We start from the raw sequence: 24,881 nt of genomic DNA, 5'->3' as shown, positions 1-24,881 counted from the left end.
CGATTCACGCCCGCCCGGTCTCGCGGCCCGCGCCCCGCCCAGTCTTCGCGGTCCGCGCCCGCCCGGTCTCGCGGTCCATGCGCGCCCGGTGTCGCGTCCCGCGCCCGCCCGGTGTTCCCGATCCGCGCCCCGTGTCGCGCCCCGCGCGCCCAGCCTTCGCTGCGCAACTGCGCACGTGACCCCGGTCGGGCGAACCCTGGCGGCGACACGCGGCGACACAGCATCCCGATTCGTCACTTTTGTCCGATTAGCGGTAGCGTCGCCGCATGCCCACGCCATACGGATCCCGCGGCGGCATGGCGTTCGGTGCGGAGGAGCTGCGTGTGCTCCGCCGCGCTCTCGCCCTCGCCCTTCACCCCGGCCGAGCGTCCGCCGAGGACGTCAAGGACTGCTTCCGCCTCGCCGAGTCCCTCGACGAGGCGATGCGCGAGGGGGCCAGGCTGCGCGCCTTCCTGGTGGCCGACCTGGGCCGGTACCGCGCCGCCCTGCCGGGCACGGCCGCCGGCTACCTCACGCTGCTCGAGGAGGCGCTGGGTGCCGGGCACCGGCCGACGCCGGACGATCTGGCCGCGCTGCGGGCGCTGCGCGGAAACCCTGTCGCGGCCGCCCTGCTGGACCGCTGCCAGGCGCTCGCCGAGCAGGATGTGCGGGCACGCTTCGCCCAGGGTGCCCGCAAGGTCCCCGCACCCGCCGTACCGCCCTCCAGGACGCGCCTGCTGGCCCTCCCCGGCGGCGCGGGCGGGACCCTGGCCGCAGAGGCCGACGACCCGGAGAAGCCCGCCCAGAAGCCCGCTCCGAAGCCCGGCCAGACCCCTCCCTCGCGCCCTGCCGAGCGCCCGGCCCCGGAACCGGCGACCCCGAAGCGCCCCATCCCCACGCCGGGCGAGGTCTTCCCCCGCCGCAAGCCGCCGACGCCGTCCGCGGATCCGGCGGACCCGGCGGAGCCGGCCGAGTCGCGGCAGCTCGCCGCCGGCTGAGCGGCGTTCCGCCCACCCCGCCCCTTTCGCCCCGACCCCGCTGGCTACCCTGGAGCCATGGACTACGTCTCCGCGCTCGTGCCGCCGGTCGTCATGGCCGTGTTCTTCATCGGTCTGGTCAGGGTGATCGTGAAGACCCAGGGCGGGGCCGCCAAGGCCAAGGAGGACGCGGCCGTGGACGCCGCCCTCGCGCGCGCGGAGGGCGTACGCAAGGCCTCCGCCGGCAGCGACGCCTGAACCGTACGCCGCTGGGCGCACGACTCCTCGCACCCAGGTGCTTTCCGAGTCGAGCGCCCTTTTTGTTCACATTTGTCACCTAAGAGCACGTCCGGCACGCCATTGCCGGGATCTCCCACTATTGTTCTGAGCTGTGCCTCGCCCATTGGGAGAACTCGAAGACGCGGTCATGACGCGGGTGTGGAAGTGGAACCGCCCGGTGACCGTTCGAGAAGTCCTGGAAGACCTGCAGCAGGAACGGTCCATCGCGTACACCACCGTGATGACCGTTTTGGACAATCTCCATCAGAAGGGCTGGGTGCGCCGTGAGGCCGAAGGGCGTGCCTATCGATATGAGGCCGTCTCCACCCGAGCCGCCTACGCCGCCGCGCTGATGAACGACGCCTGGTCGCAGAGCGACAACCCCGCCGCGGCTCTTGTCGCCTTCTTCGGGATGATGAGCGAGGAACAGCGCCAGGCACTCAGGGACGCCGTACGCATCGTGCAGGGTCCGGAAACCCAGGAAGCCCCCCAAGCCCCGCAAGAGGAGAACCCCGGCGCGGCGGGGGAGACCGCCGGGCGATAGCGTCCGCTCATGTCAGCAGAGCGTCCCGAAGTCACCGCAAAAGCCATCACCGTCCGGCGGGCCCGGACCAGCGATGTCCCGGCCGTGCGCCGCCTCCTCGACGCCTACGTCCGCGGCCGCATCCTGCTCGACAAAGCCACGGTCACGCTTTACGAGGACATCCAGGAGTTCTGGGTGGCGGAACGCGACGACAACGCCGAGGTGGTCGGCTGCGGGGCGCTGCACGTCATGTGGGAAGACCTCGCGGAAGTCCGCACTCTCGCGGTGAAGCCCGGCCTCAAGGGCGCCGGTGTCGGTCATCAGTTGCTGGGGAAGTTGCTGGAGACAGCACGCTGGCTCGGTGTTCGGCGCGTTTTCTGTCTGACCTTCGAAGTGGACTTCTTCGGGAAGCACGGCTTCGTGGAGATCGGGGAGACACCGGTCGACACCGATGTGTACGCGGAGCTGTTGCGTTCCTATGACGAGGGCGTCGCCGAGTTCCTCGGTCTCGAACGAGTGAAACCGAACACCTTGGGCAACAGCCGGATGCTTCTGCATCTGTGATCGTCATTGCCCCGGTGCCCTATGTCCGAAACGCGCATGTTTCCGGGCCGGGGCGGGCCCCTGGGTCTCTCCCAGGGGTTTGTGTTTTTCCGGCAAAAGCGGTTTGCTTTCCGACGTACTGCAGTACTGCATATAACAGGGGCGGCGAAACGGCGGACGCCGCAACACCCCCTGGTCCTCACGTTATCGATGAAAGGAAATCCGGTGGCACAGAAGGTTCAGGTCCTTCTTGTCGACGACCTCGACGGCGGCGAGGCGGACGAGACCGTGACGTTCGCGCTGGACGGCAAGACGTACGAGATCGATCTCACGACCACCAATGCGGACAAGCTGCGTGGCCTTCTCGACCCCTATGTGAAGGGTGGTCGTCGTACCGGAGGTCGTGCTTCGGGTGGGCGTGGAAAGGCGCGTGCGGCTTCCGGCGGCAGCCAGGACACCGCGCAGATCCGCGCCTGGGCGAAGGACAACGGCTACGAGGTCAACGACCGCGGCCGTGTTCCCGCGTCCATTCGCGAGGCCTACGAGAAGGCCAACGGCTGATTTCGCCGGCAGGCGGGCGGCCGGGCGCTCGCGCGCCGCAGCCGGACCCGGTGGCACTGCGCTGCCACCGTGTCCACCAGTCGTACGAGATCGGGGGTGCCTCCCAGGCTCCCCATGGCCGGCAACGCCGGCAGCGAGGCCTCGACCTCACCCCCCGGCCCGGGGGGCCGCAGCCAGACGGCGGCCCCCTGCAGGGAATCGGCGGGGGATGATTCCTCGAGAAGCGGCCGAGTCCCTCTCCAGGCCCGCTCGGGCGGTACCGGCGCCTCCATCAGGCCGCCCGCGCCCAGGACCCGCAGGTCCAGCGCCAGCGCCCCCCATTCCAGCCAGTCCAGCAGCTCGGGCAGTTCCTCCGCGCTGCCGACGGCCAGCAGCAGCCGCATCCGGCCGCCCCACAGGGCCACCGGAGAGTCCGGCGCGAGATGCCTGAGCGCCGCGGCGCCCGCCTCCGCCGGCACCTCCAGGACGTCGAACCGCAGCCCCGTGACCAACCGCAACGGCCGTCCGGGCACTGTCGGCCAGCCCAGATCGTTCTCGTACCAGTGCCGGGCCCGTACTTCCGGGTCTTCGGGAAGATCGGAGCGCTCCGGGTCGAGCGGGCGGCGAGGAAGGGGGACAGTGGAGGTCATGGAGACCGAGCCAGCCATGCCAAGTGCAACAGCCAAACCGGGCCACAGGTTACGCTGGGTGCTCTGACGACTGCGCAGAGTGCCTATGAGGGGGGCGCGTGGGGCTCCGGGGAGGCGCAAGGTTGTTCGCCCATAGCGGAGGGAACCGGTGCGCGCGGCATGGAGTGTCAGCCCCTGCGGGTAAGACATGCCTAGTGGGAGGGGGCGACGCGCAGAACGGGCCGTCTCACGTTCGCCATCGGCGTAGTGGCGAGTGGGGTAACTGCCTGGCCTGCGGGAACATCGTCTCGCACCATCGGGTTGGAGCAGATGTCGGCGTTCGGGGTCAGGAGGCCAAGGACGGTGTCGGCAGTTGGAATGAGCGGTCCCCGCTTGCGGGACTAAGCTGCGGAAGGACAGGGAGGGGAAGTTCCCCCCACTGCCTGACCGCTCTGAGGAGCGATTAACGATGTTCGAGAGGTTCACCGACCGCGCGCGGCGGGTTGTCGTCCTGGCTCAGGAAGAAGCCCGGATGCTCAACCACAACTACATCGGCACCGAGCACATCCTCCTGGGTCTCATCCACGAGGGCGAAGGTGTCGCCGCTAAGGCCCTGGAGAGCCTCGGCATTTCGCTTGAGGCGGTCCGCCAGCAGGTGGAGGAGATCATCGGTCAGGGCCAGCAGGCCCCGTCCGGCCACATCCCCTTCACCCCCCGTGCCAAGAAGGTCCTGGAGCTGTCGCTCCGCGAGGCCCTTCAGCTGGGCCACAACTACATCGGCACGGAGCACATCCTGCTCGGCCTGATCCGCGAGGGCGAGGGCGTCGCCGCCCAGGTCCTGGTCAAGCTGGGCGCAGACCTCAACCGGGTGCGGCAGCAGGTCATCCAGCTGCTCTCCGGTTACCAGGGCAAGGAGACCGCCGCCGCCGGCGGGCCGGCCGAGGGCACCCCCTCGACCTCCCTCGTCCTGGACCAGTTCGGCCGGAACCTCACCCAGGCCGCTCGTGAGTCCAAGCTCGACCCGGTCATCGGGCGCGAGAAGGAGATCGAGCGGGTCATGCAGGTGCTGTCCCGCCGTACGAAGAACAACCCGGTCCTGATCGGTGAGCCCGGCGTCGGCAAGACCGCCGTCGTCGAGGGCCTCGCCCAGGCCATCGTCAAGGGCGAGGTGCCCGAGACGCTCAAGGACAAGCACCTCTACACGCTGGACCTCGGCGCCCTGGTCGCCGGCTCCCGCTACCGCGGTGACTTCGAGGAGCGCCTGAAGAAGGTGCTCAAGGAGATCCGCACCCGCGGCGACATCATCCTGTTCATCGACGAGCTGCACACGCTGGTCGGTGCGGGTGCCGCCGAGGGCGCCATCGACGCGGCCTCCATCCTGAAGCCGATGCTGGCCCGCGGTGAGCTGCAGACCATCGGTGCGACCACGCTGGACGAGTACCGCAAGCACCTGGAGAAGGACGCGGCCCTGGAGCGCCGCTTCCAGCCCATCCAGGTCGCCGAGCCGTCCCTGCCGCACACGATCGAGATCCTCAAGGGTCTGCGCGACCGGTACGAGGCCCACCACCGCGTCTCCATCACGGACGAGGCGCTGGTCCAGGCCGCCACCCTGGCCGACCGGTACATCTCGGACCGCTTCCTGCCGGACAAGGCGATCGACCTGATCGACGAGGCCGGTTCCCGGATGCGCATCCGCCGGATGACCGCGCCGCCGGACCTGCGCGAGTTCGACGAGAAGATCGCCGCCGTCCGCCGGGACAAGGAGTCCGCGATCGACTCGCAGGACTTCGAGAAGGCCGCCTCCCTGCGCGACAAGGAGAAGCAGCTCCTGGCCGCCAAGGCCAAGCGGGAGAAGGAGTGGAAGGCCGGCGACATGGACGTCGTCGCCGAGGTCGACGGCGAGCTGATCGCCGAGGTCCTCGCCACGGCCACCGGCATCCCGGTCTTCAAGCTGACCGAGGAGGAGTCCAGCCGCCTGCTCCGCATGGAGGAGGAGCTGCACAAGCGGGTCATCGGCCAGAACGACGCCGTCAAGGCGCTGTCGAAGGCGATCCGTCGTACGCGTGCGGGCCTGAAGGACCCGAAGCGTCCCGGTGGTTCGTTCATCTTCGCCGGCCCGTCCGGTGTCGGTAAGACCGAACTGTCCAAGGCGCTCGCCGAGTTCCTCTTCGGCGACGAGGACGCGCTGATCTCCCTCGACATGTCGGAGTTCAGCGAGAAGCACACGGTGTCGCGTCTCTTCGGTTCGCCCCCCGGCTACGTGGGTTACGAAGAGGGTGGCCAGCTGACCGAGAAGGTCCGCCGCAAGCCGTTCTCCGTCGTCCTGTTCGACGAGGTCGAGAAGGCCCACCCGGACATCTTCAACTCGCTGCTGCAGATCCTGGAGGACGGTCGCCTGACCGACTCCCAGGGCCGGGTCGTGGACTTCAAGAACACGGTCATCATCATGACGACCAACCTCGGTACCCGGGACATCTCGAAGGGCTTCAACCTGGGCTTCGCGGCCACGGGTGACACGAAGTCCAACTACGAGCGCATGAAGAACAAGGTGTCGGACGAGCTGAAGCAGCACTTCCGTCCCGAGTTCCTCAACCGCGTCGACGACGTGGTCGTCTTCCCGCAGCTGACGCAGGAGGACATCCTGCGGATCGTCGACCTGATGATCGGCAAGGTGGACGAGCGCCTGAAGGACCGGGACATGGGCATCGAGCTCTCCCAGTCCGCCAAGGAGCTGCTGTCCAAGAAGGGTTACGACCCGGTGCTGGGCGCGCGTCCGCTGCGTCGCACGATCCAGCGCGAGATCGAGGACTCGCTGTCGGAGAAGATCCTCTTCGGCGAGCTGCGCCCCGGTCACATCGTGGTCGTGGACACCGAGGGCGAGGGCGACGCCGCCACCTTCACCTTCCGGGGTGAGGAGAAGTCGGCACTGCCCGACGTCCCGCCGATCGAGCAGGCGGCCGGCGGTGCCGGGCCGAACCTGAGCAAGGACGCGTAAGCGTCACGGTCGAGTGAAAAGGGGCCGGTGCTTTCGAGCACCGGCCCCTTTCGCGTGCTCGGATTACGACAACTGCCCGTCGTAGTCCGGCAGTTTGAACGTCTTCTCGGCATGGCCGCCCGACAGGTCGGTGGCGCTGTTGCCGACGTTCGCGATGATCGTGTAGCCCTTGTTCTCGATGTCGACGCGCTGGGCGGTCTTGTAGGCGGCGACGTCCTTGAAGAGGTCGAACAGGCCGCGGACATAGAGACCGGAGACGTCGTAGCCGTCGTGCTCGAGGTTGTACTCGGTCGGCCAGTAGATGATGCCGGGGCGGGCCGTGACGAAGAACAGCGAGACGCCGTGCTCCTGGGCGTACTCGGCGACGCCCAGCACCGGCTTGTTGGCCGGCTGCGGGTAGCTGAAGCCGAAGTCGGTCTCCAGCGTGGTGTTGTCGATGTCGAAGACGATCGCCTGCTTCTCACCGGGCTTGGCGGCGGCGATACGGGCCTTCAGGTACGGCAGGGCCTGGTCCATGACCGACTGGCAGTCCTTCTGCCAGGTGGCGTAGTCGACCTTGGTGGCGGTGGCGGAGGCGCTGCTCGTGGTCGCGTCCGCGGCCTCGGCCGGGGCGGCCAGCGCGGTGAGCGCGGCCACGGAGACGGCGGTGGCGGATATCCGGCGCGCCCAGGGGCGTCTGGTCATCGGTGGGGGTCCTCTCACGTCCGTACGCTGCACGGCCTGAACGGTGAACTGTCAGGGGCATGATCTGTGGTGAGGGTGGCGCGAGGGGAACCGTAGGGTTACCGGCGGGTAGGTGCCTAGAGGTCTGCATCACATTTCTCGGGCCGCTGGTTTATGTGGCCGGTGATAAGCGGCACAGGCGAAATGTCCCTTACTAGCCCACATAGTGGGACTCACCATTCGGGCAAAAATGGATTTTCTCCGCGTAGCCGTGCGTGAAAAGCCGATGTCGTCGGGGCTGATGCCCGGCAAGTAGGGCTCTGTCAAGAAGTGGGTGTTTTTCCGCTCGTCTACTAGCTTGCGCCGTAGGTGGGGGGCATTGAGCGGAGATGGGGCGAACGGTTACCAATGACTGGCCCGTCCGGTGAACGTCTGAGCGCCGGGTGGCGGTTCTGTCCCCGAGCCCACGAGGTCCCCATGATCCAGCGCTTCACGTCCCGTTCTTCCCGTACGTCCTCGCTCCGCACCCGCGTGACCGTCCTGGCCGCCGGAGTGGGCGCCACGGCCGTGCTGGGGACCGGGATAGCGAGCGCCGCCGCTCCGTCGGCGACCGCCTGGGTCGACCCGGTGAAGACGTACACGCTCTCCGCCGGCTTCGACCAGGCCGGCAGCCACTGGGTCGCCAAGCACAGCGGCCAGGACTTCGCCGTCCCGACCGGCACCGAGGTCGTCGCCGCGCACGGCGGCACCGTCGTCAAGGCCGGCCCCAACGGCGCCGGTGACGGCCCCGCGTACGGCAACGCCGTCGTCATCAAGCACGGCAACGGCACCTACTCGCAGTACGCGCACCTGTCCCGGGTCGACGTCAAGATCGGTCAGATCGTCAAGACCGCCCAGCACATCGCGCTCTCGGGCAGCACTGGCAACTCCACCGGCCCGCACCTGCACTTCGAGATCCGCACGACCCCGAACTACGGCTCCGCGATCGACCCGGTCGCCTTCCTGCGGGCCAAGGGCGTGACTGTCTGATCCGGCCCTAGCTCTCCTTGCGGGCGCCCTGGTGCGCCTGCGTGACGAGGTCCATGGCGACTTCGAGAACGGCCTCGTGCTTCTTCTCGGAGTCGCCTTCCACGTCCTGCATCACGAACATCCCCGCGTGCAGCGTGAACATCGCGCTGATGCAGCGGACCTGCTCCACAAGGGGTGCGTCGGGGTCGATGAAGATGTCCCTGAGGTCGCGCATCCGGTCCTTGAAGGCGTCGCCGATGCGCAGTTCCCGTACCGTCGCCTGGTTCTCCTGCATGAACCGGAAGAGCGGTTCCGCGCCGACCAGCGCCTGGCTGTAGCGCCGCAGCATCTCGTGCTTGGTCTCCAGGGTGTGCGGCTGGCTGCGGCCCCACTCGATCAGGTCCTGGATCGGTTGCGTCAGGTCCTCGAAGAGGCTGACGATGATCTCTTCCTTCGTCTTGAAGTGGTAGTACAGGGCCGCCTTCGTGACGTCGAGATGCTCGGCGATCTCCCGCAGGGAGGTCTTCTCGTAGCCCTGCTCGGCGAAGAGTTCGAGCGCGACGTCCTGGATGCGCTGGCGGGTGTTGCCGCGGCGCTGCTGCTTGGTGCCGTCCATGGTGACGCCCATCCTCGTACTCCTCGCGCCCCGGCGGAAACTTACTTGACGCCCGGCTAGTAACAGGTCTATTTTCCCCAGTGTAGTGAACTAGCCGGGCGGCAAGTAAGTAGTCGTCAGGGGGAGTGGGAGAGATGGCGGACACACAGACGGCCGTGACGGCCCAGGGGGCACCCGGGAAACCGGAGAAACAGCCGAAGAGCGTACGGGTGGTCCTGCTCGCGCTCATGATCGCGATGATGCTCGCGATGCTCGACAACATGATCGTGGGTACGGCGATGCCCACGATCGTCGGCGAACTGGGCGGGCTGGAACACCTCTCGTGGGTCGTGACCGGGTACACCCTCGCGACTGCGGCGGCCACCCCGATCTGGGGCAAGCTCGGCGACATGTACGGCCGCAAGGCCACCTTCCTGACCTCGATCGTGATCTTCCTGATCGGCTCCGCGCTCAGCGGCATGGCCCAGAACATGGGGCAGCTCATCGGCTTCCGCGCGGTGCAGGGCCTCGGCGCCGGCGGTCTGATGGTCGGCGTGATGGCGATCATCGGCGACCTGATCCCGCCGCGGGAGCGCGGCAAGTACCAGGGCATGATGGCCGGTGTCATGGCGCTCGCGATGATCGGTGGCCCGCTGGTCGGCGGCACTATCACCGACAACTGGGGCTGGCGCTGGTCCTTCTACATCAACCTGCCCCTCGGCGCGGTCGCGCTGGCGCTGGTCAGCGCCGTACTGCACCTGCCGAAGAAGCGGTCCAAGGCCGGCATCGACTACCTCGGGGTCGTCCTGCTGACCGTCGGCATCACCTCCATCGTGCTGGTCACCACCTGGGGCGGCACCGAGTACGCCTGGACCTCCGCGCGGATCATGGAGCTGATCGGCATCGGTGTCGCCTCGCTGATCGGGTTCGTGTTCTGGCAGACCAAGGCCGCCGAGCCGGTCGTGCCGCTGCACATCTTCCGCAGCCGCAACTTCACCCTGATGTCCCTCATCGGCTTCATCACCGGCTTCGTGATGTTCGGCGCCACGCTCTTCCTGCCGCTGTACCAGCAGTCGGTGCAGGGCGCCTCCGCGACCAACTCGGGTCTGCTGCTGCTGCCGATGCTCGGCGCGATGCTGGTGACCTCGATGATCGCCGGGCGGGTCACCACCAACAGCGGCCGCTACAAGGTCTTCCCGATCGTCGGTGGTGTGCTGATGATCGTCGGCCTGTACCTGCTGTCGCTGATGGACACGGGGACGACCCGGCTGACCTCCGGCCTCTACATGGCCGTGCTCGGCGCGGGCATGGGCTGCCTGATGCAGATCACCATGCTGGTGGCGCAGAACAGCGTGGAGATGAAGGACATGGGCGTGGCGTCCTCGTCCACCACCCTCTTCCGTACGCTCGGCTCCTCCTTCGGTGTGGCCATCATGGGCGCCCTGTTCAACCACCGGGTCCAGGACGTCATGGCCGAGCGGGCCGGCGCGCTGGGCAAGGGCATCACCGAGAAGTCCGCCCAGCTGGACGCGGCGAGCCTCGCGAAGCTGCCGGCGGCCGCGCGGGAGGCCTACCAGCACGCGGTGTCCGCCGGTACCCACTCGGCGTTCCTGCTGGGCGCGGTGATCGCGGTACTCGTGCTGATCGCCTCGCTGTTCGTCAAGGAGGTGCCGCTGAAGGGCGGCCCGCAGAAGCCGTCTTCGGACAGCGCCGATGCGCTCCGGCGCCGGTGATCGAAGCGGTCTGAGCAGTCCCTGAGCCGAAGGCCCCCGGTAGGTGTCCGCCCCGGGGGTCTTCGCCTGCCCGGGACTGCCGCCACCAGGGTCACTGTCAGTGCCCCATGTCACGATCGGCCCATGGACAAGATGCGCCGGTTGCGCCTGGCCAAGGACGCCATGGACCGTGACTGGGCCGACCCTGCGCTGGATCTGGACGCGGTGGCCGCACATGCCGGGTACTCGCGATATCACTTCCTGCGCGCCTTCAAGGACGCGTACGGCGAGACGCCCGGGCAGTATCTGACCCACCGCCGGATCGAGCGGGCCGAGGAGATGCTGCGCGGGGCCAACCTCACCGTGACCGAGATCTGCACCCTGGTCGGCTTCAGCAGCCTCGGCACCTTCTCCGCCCGCTTCAAGGCCCGCACCGGGCTCGCCCCGAGCGAGTACCGCACGAAGCACGTGGGCCGCGGCGCCTCCCTCATACCCGGCTGCTACGCCATGCTCTGGGCCGGCGGCTTCAACACCGCAACTCCGAAGAAGCGCACCGGGCCTGCCCCTGCCTACGGTGACGAGCAGGAACAGCAGCCTGCCGACAGGAGAGCGGAGCCATGATCAAGGGCCTGGGCATCACCACCGTATGGACCTTCGACCAGCAGCGCACGAAGGCCTTCTTCACCGAGAAGCTGGACTTCGAGGTGCGCAGCGACCTCGCCATGGGGGACATGCGCTGGGTCACCGTGAGCGCCAAGGACCAGCCCGGCGTGGAGCTGGCCCTGATGAGCCTGGACGGCCCCGGCCTCGACCCGGAGTCCGCCGAGGCGCTGAAGAAGCTGGTGGCCAAGGGGGTGCTGGGGGCCGGGGCGTTCCGCACGGACGACTGCCGAGGTGACTACGAGCGGTTCAAGGCGCGGGGTGTGGAGTTCCTCCAGGAGCCGCAGGAGCGGCCGTACGGCATCGAGGCGATCTTCCGGGACGACAACGGCAACTGGTACTCGCTGACCGAGCGCAGCGAGGAACTCGACTTCTCGAAGGACTTCGGCTGATCCGGCAGGGAGGGAACGGCATGCAGGAGCAGGAGGCCGCGGCGGACCACACGGCCGTACGGGTCGCCCTGTGGCGCGCCCTGCACGTCCAGGCCGATCCGCCGCCGCATGTGATCGACGACGAGATCGGGCTGCAGCTGGCGGCCCCGGACGAGGACTGGCGCGGCCGCCCGGACATGGACGTCGAGGCCACGCGGCGCACCCGCGCGTCCATCGCGGCCCGCGCCCGCTTCGTGGAGGACCTCGTCGTGGACCAGGCCGCGCGGGGCGTCGGCCAGTACGTCCTCCTCGGGGCCGGACTGGACAGCTTCGCCCAGCGGCGGCCGGAGATCGCGGCCACGCTCCGGGTGTTCGAGGTCGACCGGCCCGGGCCGCAGGCCTGGAAGAGACAGCGGCTGGCCGAGCTGGGGTACGGCGTCCCCGAGTGGCTGCGGCTGGTGCCGGTCGACTTCGAGGGGGACTGGTGGGGGCAGCTGGTCACGGCCGGCCTGGATCCCGGCCGGCCGGCGGTGGTGGCCGCCACCGGCGTCACGATGTATCTCACCGGGGACGCGGTCGAGTCCATGTTCCGCCTCGTCGCCACGCTTGCCGCGGGCTCCACGCTGGCCACGACCTTCCTGCGGCCTTTGGAGGACGTCGAGCCGGACCAGCGTCCGCAGCTCCAGGCCGCCGTGAACGGCGCCCGCGCCGCCGGAACGCCGTTCCTGAGCTTCTTCACACCGCCGCAGATCCTGGCCCTGGCCCGCGAGACCGGCTTCCGCGAGGTCCGCCATGTCACGGCCGAGGAACTCGGCGAGCGCTACTTCGCCGACAGAACGGACGGCCTGCGGCCGTCACGCGGGGAGGAACTGCTGGTCGCGACCACGTGAGGCGACCACGCGAAGGCGCCGCCTCCACCAACGTCGCTCCCTGCTCAGCCCGCGCCCCCGGACATCGGCAGCATCGGATGGCTTCCCGTGCTCGTGGGAGCGTGTTCCGGGAGCCAGAGGACGGCCACCGCGCCCTCCGACGGGATGTGGTCGGGGAGGCCGACGGGGCGTACGTTGCGGAAGGTCAGGCGGGCGCCCAGCACCCGGGCCTGGCCGGCCGCGATGGTCAGGCCCAGGCCGTGGCCCTTGCCCGCGCGGTCCGCGCTGCCGGTGCGGAAGCGGCTCGGGCCCTCGGCCAGGAGCGCTTCGGGGAAGCCGGGGCCGTGGTCGCGGACCCGGATGACCCGGCCCTCGACGGTGACCTCGATCGGTGGCTTGCCGTGCCGGGCGGCGTTGGCGAGCAGGTTGAAGAGCACGCGTTCCAGGCGGCGCGGGTCGGTGGTGACCTCCGACTCGTGCACCACTCGTACGACGATGTCCGGATCCTTGGCAGCCACGCGCCGGGCCACGAAGTCGCCCAGCATGATGTCCTGTAGCTCGGCCCGCTCGGAGGCGCTGTCCAGGCGGGCCACCTCCAGGACGTCCTCGACGAGCGTGCGCATCGCCTTCGCACGGTCCAGGACCAGTTCGGTGGGGCGGCCGGGAGGCAGCAGTTCGGCTGCGGTGAGCAGGCCGGTCACCGGGGTGCGCAGCTCGTGCGCGATGTCGGCGGTCACCCGCCGCTCGGCCTCCAGGCGCTGCCGCAGCGCGTCCGCCATCGCGTCCACCGCGCGCGCGAGATCGTCGGTCTCGTCCCGTACGACCCCGCCGATGGCCTCCCGCACCCGGACATCGGTCTCGCCGTTGGCGACCCGGCCCGCCGCGGCCGCCGCCTTGCGCAGCCGCCGCGACAGCTGCCCGCCGATCAGCACGCCGAGCGCGCTGCCGCCGAGCACCACCGCGATGGACCCGATGACCAGGGCCTGGTCGAGGTCCTTCATCACGTCGGTGGAGCGGTCCGGGAAGTGGGTGTGCAGGGACAGCACATGCCCGTTCTTGACCGGTACGGCCGCCCAGATGTCCGGCACACCACCGCGGTGGTCGCTGACGTAACTGGCCCGGCGGCCCTCCTCGACCTTCTCCCGCAGCGGGGGCGGCAGCTCGGGGTCGTCGAACTTGATGTTGGGGAAGTTCATCCGCCCGTACCGCTCGTAGGTGCCCTGGGCCACCTGCACCCGCTCGTTGGCCAGGTCACGCGCGTTGTCCAGCATCGAGACCCGGGCGGCGTTGTGCACGACCAGGCTGAGCGCCACGGCCACCAGCCCGGCGACCAGGGCGATCGCCGCGCTGAGCTTCCACCTGAGCCCGGTCTTCAGGCCCGCGCGCTCCATGCCCCCCACCGAGCGCCGAATGATCCCCCGCATGTCCGCCCCGCTCAAGCCTTCAACTTGTAGCCGAAGCCCCGGACCGTCTCGATCCGGTCCTGGCCGATCTTCTGCCGCAGCCGCTGCACATGGACGTCGACGACCCGGGTGTCCCCGCCCCAGCCGTAGTCCCACACCCGCTCCAGCAGCTTGTCGCGGGAGAGCACGGTGCCCGGCGAGGTGGAGAACTCCAGCAGCAGCCGCATCTCGGTCGGGGTCAGCGCCACCGGTTGCCCGGCCCGGTGCACCTCCATGCCCTCGGTGTCGATCTCCAGGTCACCGAAGGTCAGCGGGCCGCCGTTCACCTGCGCCGGGGACTCCTCCAGGTGCGCGGCCCCGCCGGCGTGTCCGAAGCGGCGCAGCACCGCGCGGATCCGGGCGACCAGGACGGCACCGTCGAACGGCTTGGTCACATAGTCGTCCGCGCCCGCCTCCAGGCCGAGGACGACGTCGATGGAGTCCGCGCGCGCGGAGAGCATGATCACCGGCACGGTCGACTCGTCCCGGATACGACGGCACAGGCTGACGCCGTCCAGACCCGGGACCATGACGTCCAGCAGCGCGATGTCGGGCCGGTTCGCCCGGAAAGCCTCCAGGCCCGACAGCCCGTCGGGCATGGCGGTCACCGCGAAGCCGTCCCGCTCCAGGGCGAGCTGGGTGGCCTCGCGGATGACGTCGTCGTCCTCGACGAACAGGACGTGGGTCTGGTCTGCCATCCCGGTGCTCTCAGTTCTCCGTCATGTGATCGGTCAGTTGTCCTCCGGCGCGGTCGTGGCATCCCCGCCGACTCCGCTGCCGTATTCGTTGTGGACGACCCGCCCCTGGACGAACCGTCCCGACCTCCAGGTGTAGGGGATCACGTCCTCGCTGGAGGGGTTCGAGATCGGGTCGCCCTTCTTGTACACCTGTTTGGTCAGGGTCAGGACGCCCTGTTCGATGTCCGCGACGACCGGGGACTCCTCGTTCTTGAAGACATTCTTGAACGTGCCCCCTTCTTCCCGGTACACGTACGAGCCGAGGCCGATCCAGTCGCCGCACGTGAGCACGTTGACGACGACGTCGTCCACGGAGCCGCCGGTCAGGTCGCCATAGGAGACGTCGACCGGATAGTCGTCGCCGTCGCACGGCTTCAGGTCGCGCTTGACGGTCGCCGAGACCGCGGGGTCCTTCTTGAGCAGGGCCACGGCGTCCACACGCCGGTACCGGTCGGTGGGACTGGGCGCCGGAGAGGCGACCGCGCCCGCCACCGCGGAGGCGTGCGCCGGGCCCTCGTCCCGCGCGCCGGTCCCCTCGGTGCCGCACGCGGCGACGAAAAGGGCGAGGGCGGCGAGCACGACCGCAGCCGTGATCACCGCCTGTGTACTGCCTCGGGCCTCGCTGGGCCCGGCCCCGGTCAGGCCGCGCAACGCTCCCGCTCCTCACGCTCCAGCGCGCGTGCGTCCAGATCGCGGGCCTCCAGCTCCTCGCGGAGCCGGGCGAGCGCCCGGTGCAGCGTGCTCTTGACCGTACCGGCCGACATGCCGAGGGCCGCGGCCGTCTCCTCAGTGGACATCTGCTCCCAGTGTCGCAGCACCACGACGCTGCGCTGTTTCGGAGCGAGCACTTTCATGATGTCCATCAGCAGGGCGCGATCGGCGTGCTGCTCGGTGGAGTCGTCGACCGAGGCGTCCGGCAGCTGCTCGGTCGGAACCTCCTCCAGCTTGCGCGCCCGCCACCACTCGGTCCGCGTGTTGATCATGACCCGGCGCAGATAGGCGTCCGCGAGCCGCTTGTCGGCGATGCCCTCCCAGCGGCCGTACGTCCGCACGAGCGCGGTCTGCAGCAGGTCCTGGGCGTCCACCGGGTCCGGGACCAGCCGGCGGGCGCTGCGCAGCAGCGCGTCCTGCCGGGTGCGGACGTACTCCTCGAACTCGAGCACCTCGCCCTGCGCCATGATCAACCGCCTCCGTTATCCCCGTGTACTCCGGCTCGCGCCAGAAGTCCCGCTGTCCCGCTGTGCCGTGGTCTGCCGGGCACGAGAAAAAACTACGGAGCTGTTGTCACGGGGCTGTGCGGAGCAGCCTGCGGCTAGCAATCGGCTGTCCGTCGGTTGTGTAACGGAAGTAGGTCCGGGGTAAAGAGGCTGACTCTTACGTCCCTTTATGAGGCGGTTTGTAGGGCGGGAGGGTCCGTAACGAAGGCCCGCACGCCGTGACTTGGCTGTGTGTCAGGTCAGCGGCAGCCGGTACAGGCCGCCGGGCAGCGGCTCCACCAGACCGTCCGTGACGAGCCCGTCGAGCGCGCGGGCGCGCTGCACCGGCTCGTGCCACACCCGGTCCAGCGCCACCTGGGGCACCGGCGCGTGCGCCTCCCGCAGCACGGCGAGCAGCTTGCCGCGCACCTGGCGGTCCGTGCCCGCGTACGTCTGTCCGCGGCGCGGCGGCCCCTCGTGCTCCGGCTTGCCCGCCAGTCGCCAGGCGCACTGCGCGGCGATCGGGCAGCGGTGGCAGCCCTCGTTCTTCGCCGTGCACACCAGTGCGCCCAGCTCCATGGACGCGGCGGCCCAGCGGGCGGCCGTCCTCTCGTCCTCGGGCAGCAGTTCACGGGCCAGCTTGCGCTCGGCGGCCGTGGTGGCGTTCGGCGGGTACTGCACCCCGCTCACCGCCCGCGCGAAGACCCGGCGCACATTCGTGTCCAGCACCGGGTGGCGCTGCCCGTACGCGAAGGAGGCCACCGCGGCGGCCGTGTACTCGCCGATGCCGGGCAGCGCCAGCAGCTGGGTGTGATCCGTCGGTACGTCCCCGCCGTGCCGCTCCGTTATGGCGACCGCGGCGCCGTGCAGCCGCAGGGCGCGGCGCGGATAGCCGAGCCGGCCCCAGGCGCGCACCGCCTCTCCGGGCGCCTCCTCGGCGAGGTCGGCGGGGCGCGGCCAGCGGGCGAGCCACTGCTCGTAGACGGGCAGGACCCGGCTGACGGGGGTCTGCTGGAGCATGAACTCGCTGACCATCACGCCCCAGGGGCCCGCCTCCGGGCGGCGCCAGGGGAGGTCGCGGGCGTGGGTGTCGAACCAGGCGATCACGGGGGCGTGGAGCTTCTCAGTCATGGCATTCCGATCCTGCCACGGGTCGGGCGGGCGGGGCCGATAACAGGCGGTTGCGGAGCGTTGCGTCTGGTCGCGGTGTGTGAAGGACCCTTTCTCCTGCGACAGTTGCCGGGATGATGATCCGGAAAAGTTGGAGTCCGGGCGGCGGGTGGCGCAAGCAAGCGCGCCGATCTCTCGTACAGTTTGCGCCGTGGGATCTCTGCGCAATCCGGTCGGGCCGCTTCCCTCCTCCATCTACTGGCGACGGAGGGTCGTCATCGTGTCTGTGGTCGCCGTGTCGGCGCTGCTGATCACCTGGATCGTCACGGCCGGCGGCGGGGGCGGCAAGAAGAACACCGACGCCTCCAACGGCAAGAATCCCGTGTCCACGATCACGCCGGGGCCCTCCTCGTCCGAGTCCGCGATCACCCAACACCCGGGCGGCCGCGACGAGTCGAGTGGCGGCGGCGACGCCGGCGGGAGTTCCGGGGCGGACGGCAAGGGCGACTCCGGCTCGACGGGGTCCGACGGTGGCTCGGGCGGTGGTTCGGGCGGCGGCTCGGGCTCGGGGTCCGGCGGGGGACATGTCGGTACGGGTGACACGCTGCCGGCGTCCTCCTCGCTGCCCAACTGCACCGCCGGGGCGGTCACGTTGAGCCTGCGCAGCCGGCACAACTCGTACTCACCTGACCAGGTGCCCACGTTCGAACTCACCGCGAAGAACGCGTCGTCCAGTGACTGCAAGGTCGACCTCGGGCCGAAGCGCGCGGTGTTGACCATTACGCCGGCGGACAGCAGTGACGCCTACTGGTCCTCGGCCGACTGCCCGAAGGGCGCGGCGAGCCTGGTGTTCCGGGTGCCCGCGGGGCAGAGCATCACGTACGCCGTGACGTGGGACCGCAAGCCGAGCGCCCCGCAGTGCGGGACGCCTCCGGCGGGGGTGGCGAAGACGGGGACGTATTTGCTGGAGGCGGAGGCGTCGGGGTTCGCGAAGGCTCAGGCTTCGTTCGTGCTGTCTGCTGATTAGCGGGGCTGTCGGGTCCGTCGTGCGAGTGCGGGGGTGTGGGGGCTGGTCGCGCAGTTCCCCGCGCCCCTTAAGTACTCACCGCACCGCACGCAGCTATGCACGGGTGCGTTTGCGGTCGACTGTGCTGCGACTCCCTAGGGGCGCGGGGAACTGCGCGACCAGCCCCCGCCGGCCCGCGCCTTACGACGGACCCAGCCGCCCCCACATCAGACGTACCGCTCCAGGATGGAGGACTCGGCCAGCCTCGAGAGGCCTTCGCGGACGCTACGGGCGCGCGCCTCGCCAACCCCGTCCACCGCCTGAAGGTCGTCCACGCTCGCGGCGAGCAGCTTCTGCAGGCCACCGAAGTGCTCCACCAGGCGGTCGATGATCGCGCCCGGCAGACGCGGCACCTTGGCCAGGAGCCGGAAGCCCCGCGGGGACACCGCGGAGTCGAGGGTCTCGGGGGAGCCGGTGTAGCCCAGCGCACGCGCCACCGTGCCCATCTCCAGGAGTTCCGCGTGGGAGAGGGCGTCCAGCTCGGACAGTGCCTCCTCGACCGTGCGGGAGCGCTTCGCCGTGGGCTCGGGGACGTAGTCCCGGACGACCAGCTCACGGTCGGGCTCGACGCCCGCGATCAACTCCTCCAGCTGAAGCGCCAGAAGACGACCGTCCGTGCCCAGTTCGACCACATATTCGGCGATTTCGGTGGCGATGCGCCGGACCATCTCAAGGCGCTGGGCGACCGCCGACACGTCCCGGACCGTCACCAGGTCCTCGATCTCCAGCGCCGACAGCGTGCCCGCGACCTCGTCGAGGCGGAGCTTGTACCGCTCCAGGGTGGCCAGCGCCTGGTTCGCGCGGGACAGGATTGCCGCCGAGTCCTCCAGCACGCGCCGCTGCCCGTCGACGTACAGGGCGATCAGCCGCATGGACTGGGAGACGGAGACCACGGGGAAGCCGACCTGCTTCGAGACGCGGTCCGCCGTGCGGTGCCGCGTGCCCGTCTCCTCCGTGGGGATCGTCGGGTCCGGGACCAGCTGCACGCCGGCCCTGAGGATCTTCGACAGGTCGGAGGAGAGCACTATGCCGCCGTCCAGCTTGCACAGCTCTCGCAGACGGGTGGCGGTGAACTCCACGTCCAGGACGAAGCCGCCCGTGCACATCGCCTCGACGGTCTTGTCGGAGCCGAGGACGATGAGCCCGCCGGTGTTGCCGCGCAGGACCCGCTCCAGGCCGTCACGCAGGGGCGTACCCGGAGCCACGGCGCTCAGCGAGGCGCGCATCAGGCCATCGGTACCGGCACTCCCACCGGACTTTCCGGGAGCTGCTGCCCGGTCGTTGGCTGCCACTGCACTCCTCCGGTCGCAGGTTCTGGGGCGCTGCCGTCGTGCGCACTCGGTTCGTACGGACGGGCGAGACCTGGGCAAAGTCTACCGGCGCTCCTCCGCCTCCCGTGGGGCCTCTCGGCGACGGGAGCGCGGCAGAACCCTGAGCGCGTCTCCCATGTCGGCGACTTCCAGGACCTTCATCCCGGGCGGGACCTTGCCCGGGTCGCCCGGGACGAGCGCGTGCGTGAAGCCCAGCCGGTGTGCCTCGGCGAGCCTGCGCTGCACGCCCGTGACCCGTCTGACCTCGCCTGCCAGACCGACCTCGCCGATCGCGACGAGGTTCTTGGGCAGCGGGGTGTCGCTGGCGGCCGAGGCGAGGGCGAGGGCGATCGCGAGGTCGGCGGCCGGCTCCGACAGCTTCACGCCGCCCACCGTCGCCGAGTAGATGTCCCGCTTGCCGAGCGCGCTGATCCGGCCCCGCTGCTCCAGCACCGCGAGCATCATCGACACCCGGGAGGTCTCCAGGCCCGAGGTGGTCCGGCGCGGGGAGGGGATCTGGGAGTCCACGGTCAGCGCCTGCACCTCCGCCACCAACGGGCGGCGGCCCTCCAGGGTGACCGTCAGGCAGGTGCCGGGGACCGGTTCGTCACGACGGGTCAGGAAGAGTCCGCTGGGGTCCGCGAGGCCCGTGATGCCCTCGTCGTGCAGTTCGAAGCAGCCGACCTCGTCGGTGGCGCCGTAGCGGTTCTTCACGCCCCGCACCAGGCGCAGGCGCGCGTGCCGGTCGCCCTCGAAGTGCAGGACGACGTCCACCAGGTGCTCCAGCAGCCGGGGGCCGGCGATCGCGCCGTCCTTGGTGACGTGGCCCACCAGCAGCGTGGACATGCCGCGCTCCTTGGAGGCGCGGATCAGGGCGCCGGCCACCTCACGGACCTGGGCCATGCCGCCGGGCGCGCCGTCGATCTCCGGGGAGGCCACCGTCTGCACCGAGTCGAGGATCAGCAGGGACGGCTTCACCGCGTCCAAGTGACCGAGGACGGCGGCCAGATCGGTCTCGGCGGCGAGATACAGGTGGTCGTCGATAGCGCCGATGCGGTCGGCGCGCAGCCGGACCTGGCTCGCGGACTCCTCGCCGGTCACATAGAGGGTCCTGTGCTCCTCGCTCGCCGACTTGGCGGCCACGTCCAGCAGCAGGGTGGACTTGCCGACCCCGGGCTCGCCCGCGAGCAGCACGACCGCGCCGGGCACGAGACCGCCGCCGAGCACCCGGTCCAGCTCCGGCACGCCGGTCGTGCGGGCGGTGGCCTGGCGGCCGTCGACCTGGCCGATGGGTACCGCGGAGCTGGTGACCCGGCCCGGCGCCGTCGTACGGACCGCGGGCGCGCCGTACTCCTCGACCGTCCCCCAGGCCTGGCACTCGGGGCAGCGGCCGAGCCACTTGGCCGTCTGCCAGCCGCACTCGGTGCAGCGGTAGGACGGTCGGTCCTTGGTGGTCTTGGTACGGGCAGCCATGCGGAAACCGTAGCCCGCGGCACTGACAGCGCCCGCTCGGGGCGCATGTGGGTGGACTGGTATTGGCCACCGCCCGTCCGGTTCGAGCCACGGAATAAAGGGTTCCTGTCCCCTTATGAGGGATCGTTTCACCCGTACGGATTAAAAGTGCTCAAGGTGCGAGAAGGGGCACTCCGCCGCCGCCTACGGTCGCACGGGTGATGAGCAGCAGTCCTCAGACCACGACCCGCACCACCGGCGCACACCGGGCGCACCGGGAGGCGCGCGACCGAGCCGCCGCGCGCACCCTCGCCCAGCGGCCGCCGGCGCGCTACGAGCCGTACCTGGACGGCCTGTTCACCTACTGCCTGTCGGTGCTGTGCGACCACGACGCGGCCACCGCCGCCCTCGGGGACGTCCTGGCGCTGGCCGAGCGGCGTGGGCAGCGTGTCCCGGACGCCGCCGCCGACCGCAGGGCCTGGCTGTACGCGCTGGCCCGCTGGGCCTGCCTACGGGGGCTCGCCGAGGCCAAGCAGAAACGTCAGGCCACCCATGCGGCGGGGCGTCCCGCGGCCACGAAACAGGTACCCGATCCGCCCGTCGCCCCCGAGGTCCAGGAGCAGCGCCGCCGCGAACTCGCCCTGCTCGCCTGGCCGGAGGCGGCCGGCACCACCCCCGAGCAGCGCGAGGCCCTGGAACTCGCCGTCCGCCACCACCTCGCCGCCCACGAGGTCGCCGCCGTCCTCGGCATGGAGCCCACCGCCGCGCGCGAGCTGCTCGCCACGGCGGCCTGCGAGGTCGAGCGCACCCGCGCCGCGCTCGCTGTGGTCGAGACCGGCGGCTGTCCGAGCGTGGCCCACCTCACCGGAGACAGTCAGCTGGTCCTGAGCGCGGCCCTGCGCCGCGAGCTGGTCCGGCACGTCGACGACTGCCCCCGCTGCCGCCGTACCGCCGAGCGCGCCGTGCCCGGCCGCTGGCCCGGCGCCACGGTCACCCCGGCCGAGCTGCCCGTTCTGGAGGCGCCCCGCGCGGCCCTGCACGTCGCCCTCGCGCACCAGCCACGCGCGCGGGGCGCGGCGGTACCCCGTTTCGACCGGCGCGGCTTCCCGATGGACCCCAAGGACCGCGCGGCCCGTCGGGACCGCCTACGCGCGCGTGCCGTCACCACGACCGTCGTCGCCACCGTCGTCGCGGCCCCCGTGCTCGCCCTGTGGGCCGCCTACCGGGGCACCCCGGCGGCCGAGGACGGCCGCGCGGCCACCGCGCGCGAGGCGCAGGGCCCGGACGCGCTCGGCAGCGACACCACCGGCGGTTACGAGAACGCGGGGAACGCCAGCGTCAAGCCCGGCGGCCCCGGCAAGGACGGCGCTTCGGACGTCTCCGTGGAGGTCATCAGCGTCTCCGGAGGAGACGAGAAGGGCGCGGGACAACTCGCGGTCAGCGCCGCCAACGACGGCGACACCACGCTGATCACCCTCACCGCCTCCGGCTCCGCCCCGGTCCGCTGGTCCGCCGCCACCTCGGCGGCCTGGCTCTACCTCAGCCAGTCGTCGGGAACCCTCGCCCCCGGCGAGACGTTGACGATCAAGGTGTACGTCGACCATCTGCGCGAGCCCTCCGGCCACTGGCGCGCACAGGTGGCGGTCTCCCCGGCCGGCGCCGTGGTCACCATCGACGGCTATGGCACCGCCCCGAGCCGCCCCTCGACCCCGCCCCCGACCCCCAGCAGCCCCGACCCGACCCCCTCGTCCTCGCCCCCGACGGACCCGCCGTCCAGCCAGTCCCCGACCCCGACCGACCCCAGCCCCAGCCCCACGGACCCGACCCCGTCCGACCCACCGAGCCCGTCCCCGTCCCCGAGCGACGACGGGACCCCGAGCCCGTCGGACAGCTAGGGGGCAGGCGTTGCGGCCGGGTGCCGGAGGCAGTGTGCCGCGGCCGCATGGTTCACCGGCCTGACCCTCAGGTCCTCGCGCCTCGGCTGGGGCTGGCCGGTATCAGGTCCTCGTGCCTTGGCCGGGGCTGGCCGGTATCGCGGTCGAGTGCCGCTGGCAGCGTGGCGCGGCCACACGGCTCACCGGCCCGATGCTCAGGTCCTCGCGCCGCGGCTGGGGCTGGCCGGCATCGCGGCCGAACGGCCCAGGCAGCGCGGCGCGGCCGTACCGCTCACCCGGCGCGACCTCAGGCCCCCTGCACGCGTCCTCCGGCAGCCGACGCGCCCCGGAGGCGCCCTCCGCTGCCCTACGCCGGATCCGCCGGATGCGGTGCCACCAGCGGCAGCTGCGACGCCAGTCGCTGTTCGCACAGCTCGACCAGGCGGTCGTAGCCGGCCTTGCCCATCAGTTCGGTCAGCTCGGCCCGGTAGGAGACGTACACCGGCTCGCCCGCGCCGTGCGCCGAGGTCGCCGACGTGCACCACCAGTGCAGGTCATGGCCGCCCGGACCCCAGCCCCGGCGGTCGTACTCGCCGATGGAGACCTGGAGGACCCGCGTGTCGTCGGGGCGGTCGATCCAGTCGTACGTCCGCCGGATCGGCAGCTGCCAGCACACGTCCGGCTTGGTCTCCAGCGGCTCCCGGCCCTCCCGCAGGGCGAGGATGTGCAGCGAGCAGCCCGCGCCGCCCGCGAAACCGGGCCGGTTCTGGAAGATGCAGGAGCCCTGGAAGGGGCGGGTCTGGCGGGAGCCCTCGTCGTCCTCCGAGACCCAGCCGTTCCGCACGCCCTCGTCGTGGTGCTGCCAGATCTCCGGCGTCAGCCGCGCCACGTGCTCGGCGACCCGCTTCTCGTCGTCCTCGTCGGAGAAGTGGGCGCCCAGCGAGCAGCACCCGTCGTCCGCGCGGCCCGCCTGGATGCCCTGGCAGCCGCTGCCGAAGATGCAGTTCCAGCGCGAGGTCAGCCAGGTCAGATCGCAGCGGAAGACCTGCTCGTCGTCCGCCGGGTCCGGGAACTCCACCCACGCGCGGGCGAAGTCCAGCCCCTTCTCGTCGCTCATCTTCGGGGCCTTCCTGGACGTCGACGCCTTCACCTGCGAAGGATCCTTCGATCCCTTGGAGGATTTGGCCGCCTTGCCCGACTTGGCACCCTTGGCGTTCTTGGTGCTCTTGTCGGAGTTAGCCTTTTTCGTCTTTGGCACCCGTCCAGGGTAAGTGGCCCGAGGCCGCTTCGGGGACCGAGGACAGTGGATCTGGCAGTAGCGTTCCGTACATGAGACTCGGTGTCCTGGACGTGGGTTCGAACACGGTGCATCTGCTGGTGGTGGACGCTCACCCCGGCGCGCGCCCGTTGCCCGCGCATTCGCACAAGGCCGAACTTCGGCTCGCCCAGCTGCTCGACGACAGCGGTGCCATAGGAGATGACGGCATCGAGAAGCTGATCGCCGTCGTACGGGACGCGCTCCAGGCCGCCGAGGACAAGGGCGTCGAGGACCTGCTGCCGTTCGCGACCTCCGCGGTCCGCGAGGCCACCAACGCCGACGACGTCCTCGCGCGCGTGGAGGACGAGACCGGCGTACGACTCCAGGTCCTCACCGGCCCGGAGGAGGCCCGGCTCACCTTCCTCGCCGTCCGCCGCTGGTTCGGCTGGTCCGCCGGAAAGCTGCTGGTCCTGGACATCGGCGGCGGCTCCCTGGAGATCGCCTTCGGTATCGACGAGGAGCCGGACGCCGCCGTCTCCCTCCCGCTCGGCGCCGGCCGCCTCACCGCCGGCTGGCTGCCCGGCGACCCGCCCGACCCAGAGGACGTCCGCGCCCTGCGCCGCCACGCCCGCGCACAGATCGCCCGGACCGTCGGCGAATTCAGCCGCTTCGGCGCCCCCGACCACGTGGTCGCCACCTCCAAGACCTTCAAGCAGCTGGCCCGCATCGCCGGCGCCGCCCGCAGCGCCGAGGGCCTCTACATCCAGCGCGACCTCAAGCGCGAGTCCCTGGAGGCCTGGGTCCCCCGCCTGGCGGGCATGTCCGCACAACAGCGCGCCGAACTCCCCGGAGTCTCGGAAGGCCGGGCGAACCAGCTTCTGGCGGGCGCCCTGGTGGCCGAGGGCGCGATGGATCTGTTCGGCGTGGAGAGCCTGGAGGTCTGCCCGTGGGCCCTGAGGGAGGGCGTCATCTTGCGGCGCCTTGATCACATGGGGAACGGCTAGTCACCCAAGGGGCGCGGGCCGTATCGACATGCGGCCCCGCCGCGTGGGCGCGACAAGCCACAGCGAACCCGCACCCGCAAATGACGCAT

At 70.5% G+C, this 24,881-nt stretch carries 25 protein-coding genes; 14 read left to right on the top strand and 11 right to left on the bottom strand.

All coding sequences use genetic code 11. From position 1 onward, the window contains the following. The first annotated feature begins 296 nt into the window (after positions 1 to 296). The 5 genes from CRP49_RS10560 (at position 297) to CRP49_RS10540 (ending at position 2,862) form a co-directional block, all read left to right on the top strand. On the top strand, positions 297 to 977 hold the full coding sequence (locus CRP49_RS10560; protein WP_097253141.1) for a hypothetical protein: 681 nt from the start codon (positions 297 to 299) through the stop codon (positions 975 to 977). Positions 978 to 1,034: 57 nt separating this feature from the next. After that, positions 1,035 to 1,214: a hypothetical protein gene (locus CRP49_RS10555; protein WP_097253140.1), complete on the top strand. Its 180-nt coding sequence runs from the start codon at positions 1,035 to 1,037 to the stop codon at positions 1,212 to 1,214. A 145-nt stretch (positions 1,215 to 1,359) separates the two neighbouring features. After that, positions 1,360 to 1,779, top strand: coding sequence for a BlaI/MecI/CopY family transcriptional regulator (locus CRP49_RS10550; RefSeq protein ID WP_094218307.1), 420 nt, complete (start codon positions 1,360 to 1,362; stop codon positions 1,777 to 1,779). 9 nt (positions 1,780 to 1,788) lie between these two features. Continuing rightward, entirely contained in the window at positions 1,789 to 2,322 is a 534-nt protein-coding gene (locus CRP49_RS10545; RefSeq protein ID WP_097253139.1) for an amino-acid N-acetyltransferase, read from the top strand. A gap of 204 nt (positions 2,323 to 2,526) precedes the next feature. Further along, a complete protein-coding gene (locus tag CRP49_RS10540) occupies positions 2,527 to 2,862 on the top strand; it encodes an Lsr2 family protein (protein WP_097253138.1) in 336 nt (111 codons plus the stop codon). Here the strand turns inward: CRP49_RS10540 and CRP49_RS10535 are convergent. Further along, entirely contained in the window at positions 2,841 to 3,491 is a 651-nt protein-coding gene (locus CRP49_RS10535; RefSeq protein ID WP_257033357.1) for an SCO3374 family protein, read from the bottom strand. The genes CRP49_RS10540 and CRP49_RS10535 overlap by 22 nt on opposite strands. 448 nt (positions 3,492 to 3,939) lie before the next feature. On the opposite strand from CRP49_RS10535, the gene CRP49_RS10525 reads away from it, so the two are divergent. Next, on the top strand, positions 3,940 to 6,465 hold the full coding sequence (locus tag CRP49_RS10525; RefSeq protein WP_097253136.1) for an ATP-dependent Clp protease ATP-binding subunit: 2,526 nt from the start codon (positions 3,940 to 3,942) through the stop codon (positions 6,463 to 6,465). 63 nt (positions 6,466 to 6,528) lie between these two features. Here the strand turns inward: CRP49_RS10525 and CRP49_RS10520 are convergent, their stop codons facing one another. Next, positions 6,529 to 7,149 carry an HAD family acid phosphatase gene (locus CRP49_RS10520; protein ID WP_097253135.1) on the bottom strand — a complete coding sequence of 207 codons (621 nt, stop codon included), beginning with the start codon at positions 7,147 to 7,149 and terminating at the stop codon, positions 6,529 to 6,531. A gap of 456 nt (positions 7,150 to 7,605) precedes the next feature. Here CRP49_RS10520 and CRP49_RS10515 point away from each other — a divergent pair, with 456 nt between their 5' ends. Further along, positions 7,606 to 8,157, top strand: a complete 552-nt coding sequence (locus tag CRP49_RS10515) for a M23 family metallopeptidase (protein WP_097253134.1) — start codon at positions 7,606 to 7,608, stop codon at positions 8,155 to 8,157. Between the two features lie 7 nt (positions 8,158 to 8,164). On the opposite strand, the gene CRP49_RS10510 is transcribed toward CRP49_RS10515, so the two are convergent. After that, the gene (locus tag CRP49_RS10510; RefSeq protein ID WP_097253133.1) at positions 8,165 to 8,764 is read right to left on the bottom strand and encodes a TetR/AcrR family transcriptional regulator; all 600 of its coding nucleotides are present in this window, start codon (positions 8,762 to 8,764) and stop codon (positions 8,165 to 8,167) included. Between the two features lie 122 nt (positions 8,765 to 8,886). Here CRP49_RS10510 and CRP49_RS10505 point away from each other — a divergent pair, with 122 nt between their 5' ends. The 4 genes from CRP49_RS10505 to CRP49_RS10490 all read left to right on the top strand — a co-directional run bounded on the left by CRP49_RS10505 (position 8,887) and on the right by CRP49_RS10490 (position 12,364). Next, positions 8,887 to 10,464 (top strand): MDR family MFS transporter, encoded by a 1,578-nt coding sequence (locus CRP49_RS10505; protein ID WP_097253132.1) that lies wholly within the window; start codon positions 8,887 to 8,889, stop codon positions 10,462 to 10,464. A 132-nt stretch (positions 10,465 to 10,596) separates the two neighbouring features. Beyond that, entirely contained in the window at positions 10,597 to 11,064 is a 468-nt protein-coding gene (locus tag CRP49_RS10500) for a helix-turn-helix transcriptional regulator (RefSeq protein ID WP_097257290.1), read from the top strand. Further along, positions 11,061 to 11,495: a VOC family protein gene (locus tag CRP49_RS10495; RefSeq protein WP_097253131.1), complete on the top strand. Its 435-nt coding sequence runs from the start codon at positions 11,061 to 11,063 to the stop codon at positions 11,493 to 11,495. Before CRP49_RS10500 ends, CRP49_RS10495 begins: the two co-directional genes overlap by 4 nt. 20 nt (positions 11,496 to 11,515) lie before the next feature. Next, a complete protein-coding gene (locus CRP49_RS10490) occupies positions 11,516 to 12,364 on the top strand; it encodes a class I SAM-dependent methyltransferase (RefSeq protein ID WP_097253130.1) in 849 nt (282 codons plus the stop codon). Between the two features lie 44 nt (positions 12,365 to 12,408). Here CRP49_RS10490 and cseC read toward each other — a convergent pair whose 3' ends face one another. The 5 genes from cseC to CRP49_RS10465 all read right to left on the bottom strand — a co-directional run bounded on the left by cseC (position 12,409) and on the right by CRP49_RS10465 (position 16,849). After that, on the bottom strand, positions 12,409 to 13,767 hold the full coding sequence (gene cseC, locus CRP49_RS10485; RefSeq protein ID WP_097253129.1) for a two-component system sensor histidine kinase CseC: 1,359 nt from the start codon (positions 13,765 to 13,767) through the stop codon (positions 12,409 to 12,411). Between the two features lie 11 nt (positions 13,768 to 13,778). After that, positions 13,779 to 14,483: a two-component system response regulator CseB gene (cseB, locus tag CRP49_RS10480; RefSeq protein ID WP_094218295.1), complete on the bottom strand. Its 705-nt coding sequence runs from the start codon at positions 14,481 to 14,483 to the stop codon at positions 13,779 to 13,781. Between the two features lie 33 nt (positions 14,484 to 14,516). Beyond that, entirely contained in the window at positions 14,517 to 15,173 is a 657-nt protein-coding gene (locus tag CRP49_RS10475) for a hypothetical protein (protein WP_179851570.1), read from the bottom strand. Further along, positions 15,161 to 15,700, bottom strand: a complete 540-nt coding sequence (locus CRP49_RS10470) for a SigE family RNA polymerase sigma factor (RefSeq protein ID WP_067006350.1) — start codon at positions 15,698 to 15,700, stop codon at positions 15,161 to 15,163. The genes CRP49_RS10475 and CRP49_RS10470 overlap by 13 nt, the downstream gene beginning before the upstream one ends. Positions 15,701 to 15,973: 273 nt before the next feature. Further along, entirely contained in the window at positions 15,974 to 16,849 is an 876-nt protein-coding gene (locus tag CRP49_RS10465; protein WP_097253128.1) for an A/G-specific adenine glycosylase, read from the bottom strand. A 190-nt stretch (positions 16,850 to 17,039) separates the two neighbouring features. Between CRP49_RS10465 and CRP49_RS10460 the strand changes: the two genes are divergently transcribed. Then, a complete protein-coding gene (locus CRP49_RS10460; protein ID WP_179851569.1) occupies positions 17,040 to 17,855 on the top strand; it encodes a hypothetical protein in 816 nt (271 codons plus the stop codon). Positions 17,856 to 18,061: 206 nt separating this feature from the next. On the opposite strand, the gene disA is transcribed toward CRP49_RS10460, so the two are convergent. Next, complete coding sequence (disA, locus tag CRP49_RS10455) at positions 18,062 to 19,186, bottom strand: DNA integrity scanning diadenylate cyclase DisA (protein ID WP_094218292.1); 1,125 nt, start codon at positions 19,184 to 19,186, stop codon at positions 18,062 to 18,064. Between the two features lie 81 nt (positions 19,187 to 19,267). Beyond that, positions 19,268 to 20,677 carry a DNA repair protein RadA gene (gene radA / locus CRP49_RS10450; protein WP_097253126.1) on the bottom strand — a complete coding sequence of 470 codons (1,410 nt, stop codon included), beginning with the start codon at positions 20,675 to 20,677 and terminating at the stop codon, positions 19,268 to 19,270. Between the two features lie 200 nt (positions 20,678 to 20,877). Here radA and CRP49_RS10445 point away from each other — a divergent pair, with 200 nt between their 5' ends. Beyond that, entirely contained in the window at positions 20,878 to 22,551 is a 1,674-nt protein-coding gene (locus tag CRP49_RS10445) for a hypothetical protein (RefSeq protein WP_373560337.1), read from the top strand. Between the two features lie 346 nt (positions 22,552 to 22,897). Here CRP49_RS10445 and CRP49_RS10440 read toward each other — a convergent pair whose 3' ends face one another. Then, positions 22,898 to 23,788: a hypothetical protein gene (locus tag CRP49_RS10440; RefSeq protein ID WP_179851568.1), complete on the bottom strand. Its 891-nt coding sequence runs from the start codon at positions 23,786 to 23,788 to the stop codon at positions 22,898 to 22,900. Positions 23,789 to 23,859: 71 nt separating this feature from the next. Between CRP49_RS10440 and CRP49_RS10435 the strand changes: the two genes are divergently transcribed. Next, entirely contained in the window at positions 23,860 to 24,792 is a 933-nt protein-coding gene (locus CRP49_RS10435) for a Ppx/GppA phosphatase family protein (protein ID WP_094218289.1), read from the top strand. The last annotated feature ends 89 nt before the right edge of the window (positions 24,793 to 24,881 follow it).

Origin of the sequence: Streptomyces sp. Ag109_G2-15 (assembly GCF_900215565.1) — a bacterium.
GTDB lineage: Bacteria > Actinomycetota > Actinomycetes > Streptomycetales > Streptomycetaceae > Streptomyces > Streptomyces diastatochromogenes.
The sequence above is the reverse complement of the archived record's forward strand: the minus strand, read 5'-3'. Positions and strand labels throughout refer to the sequence as shown.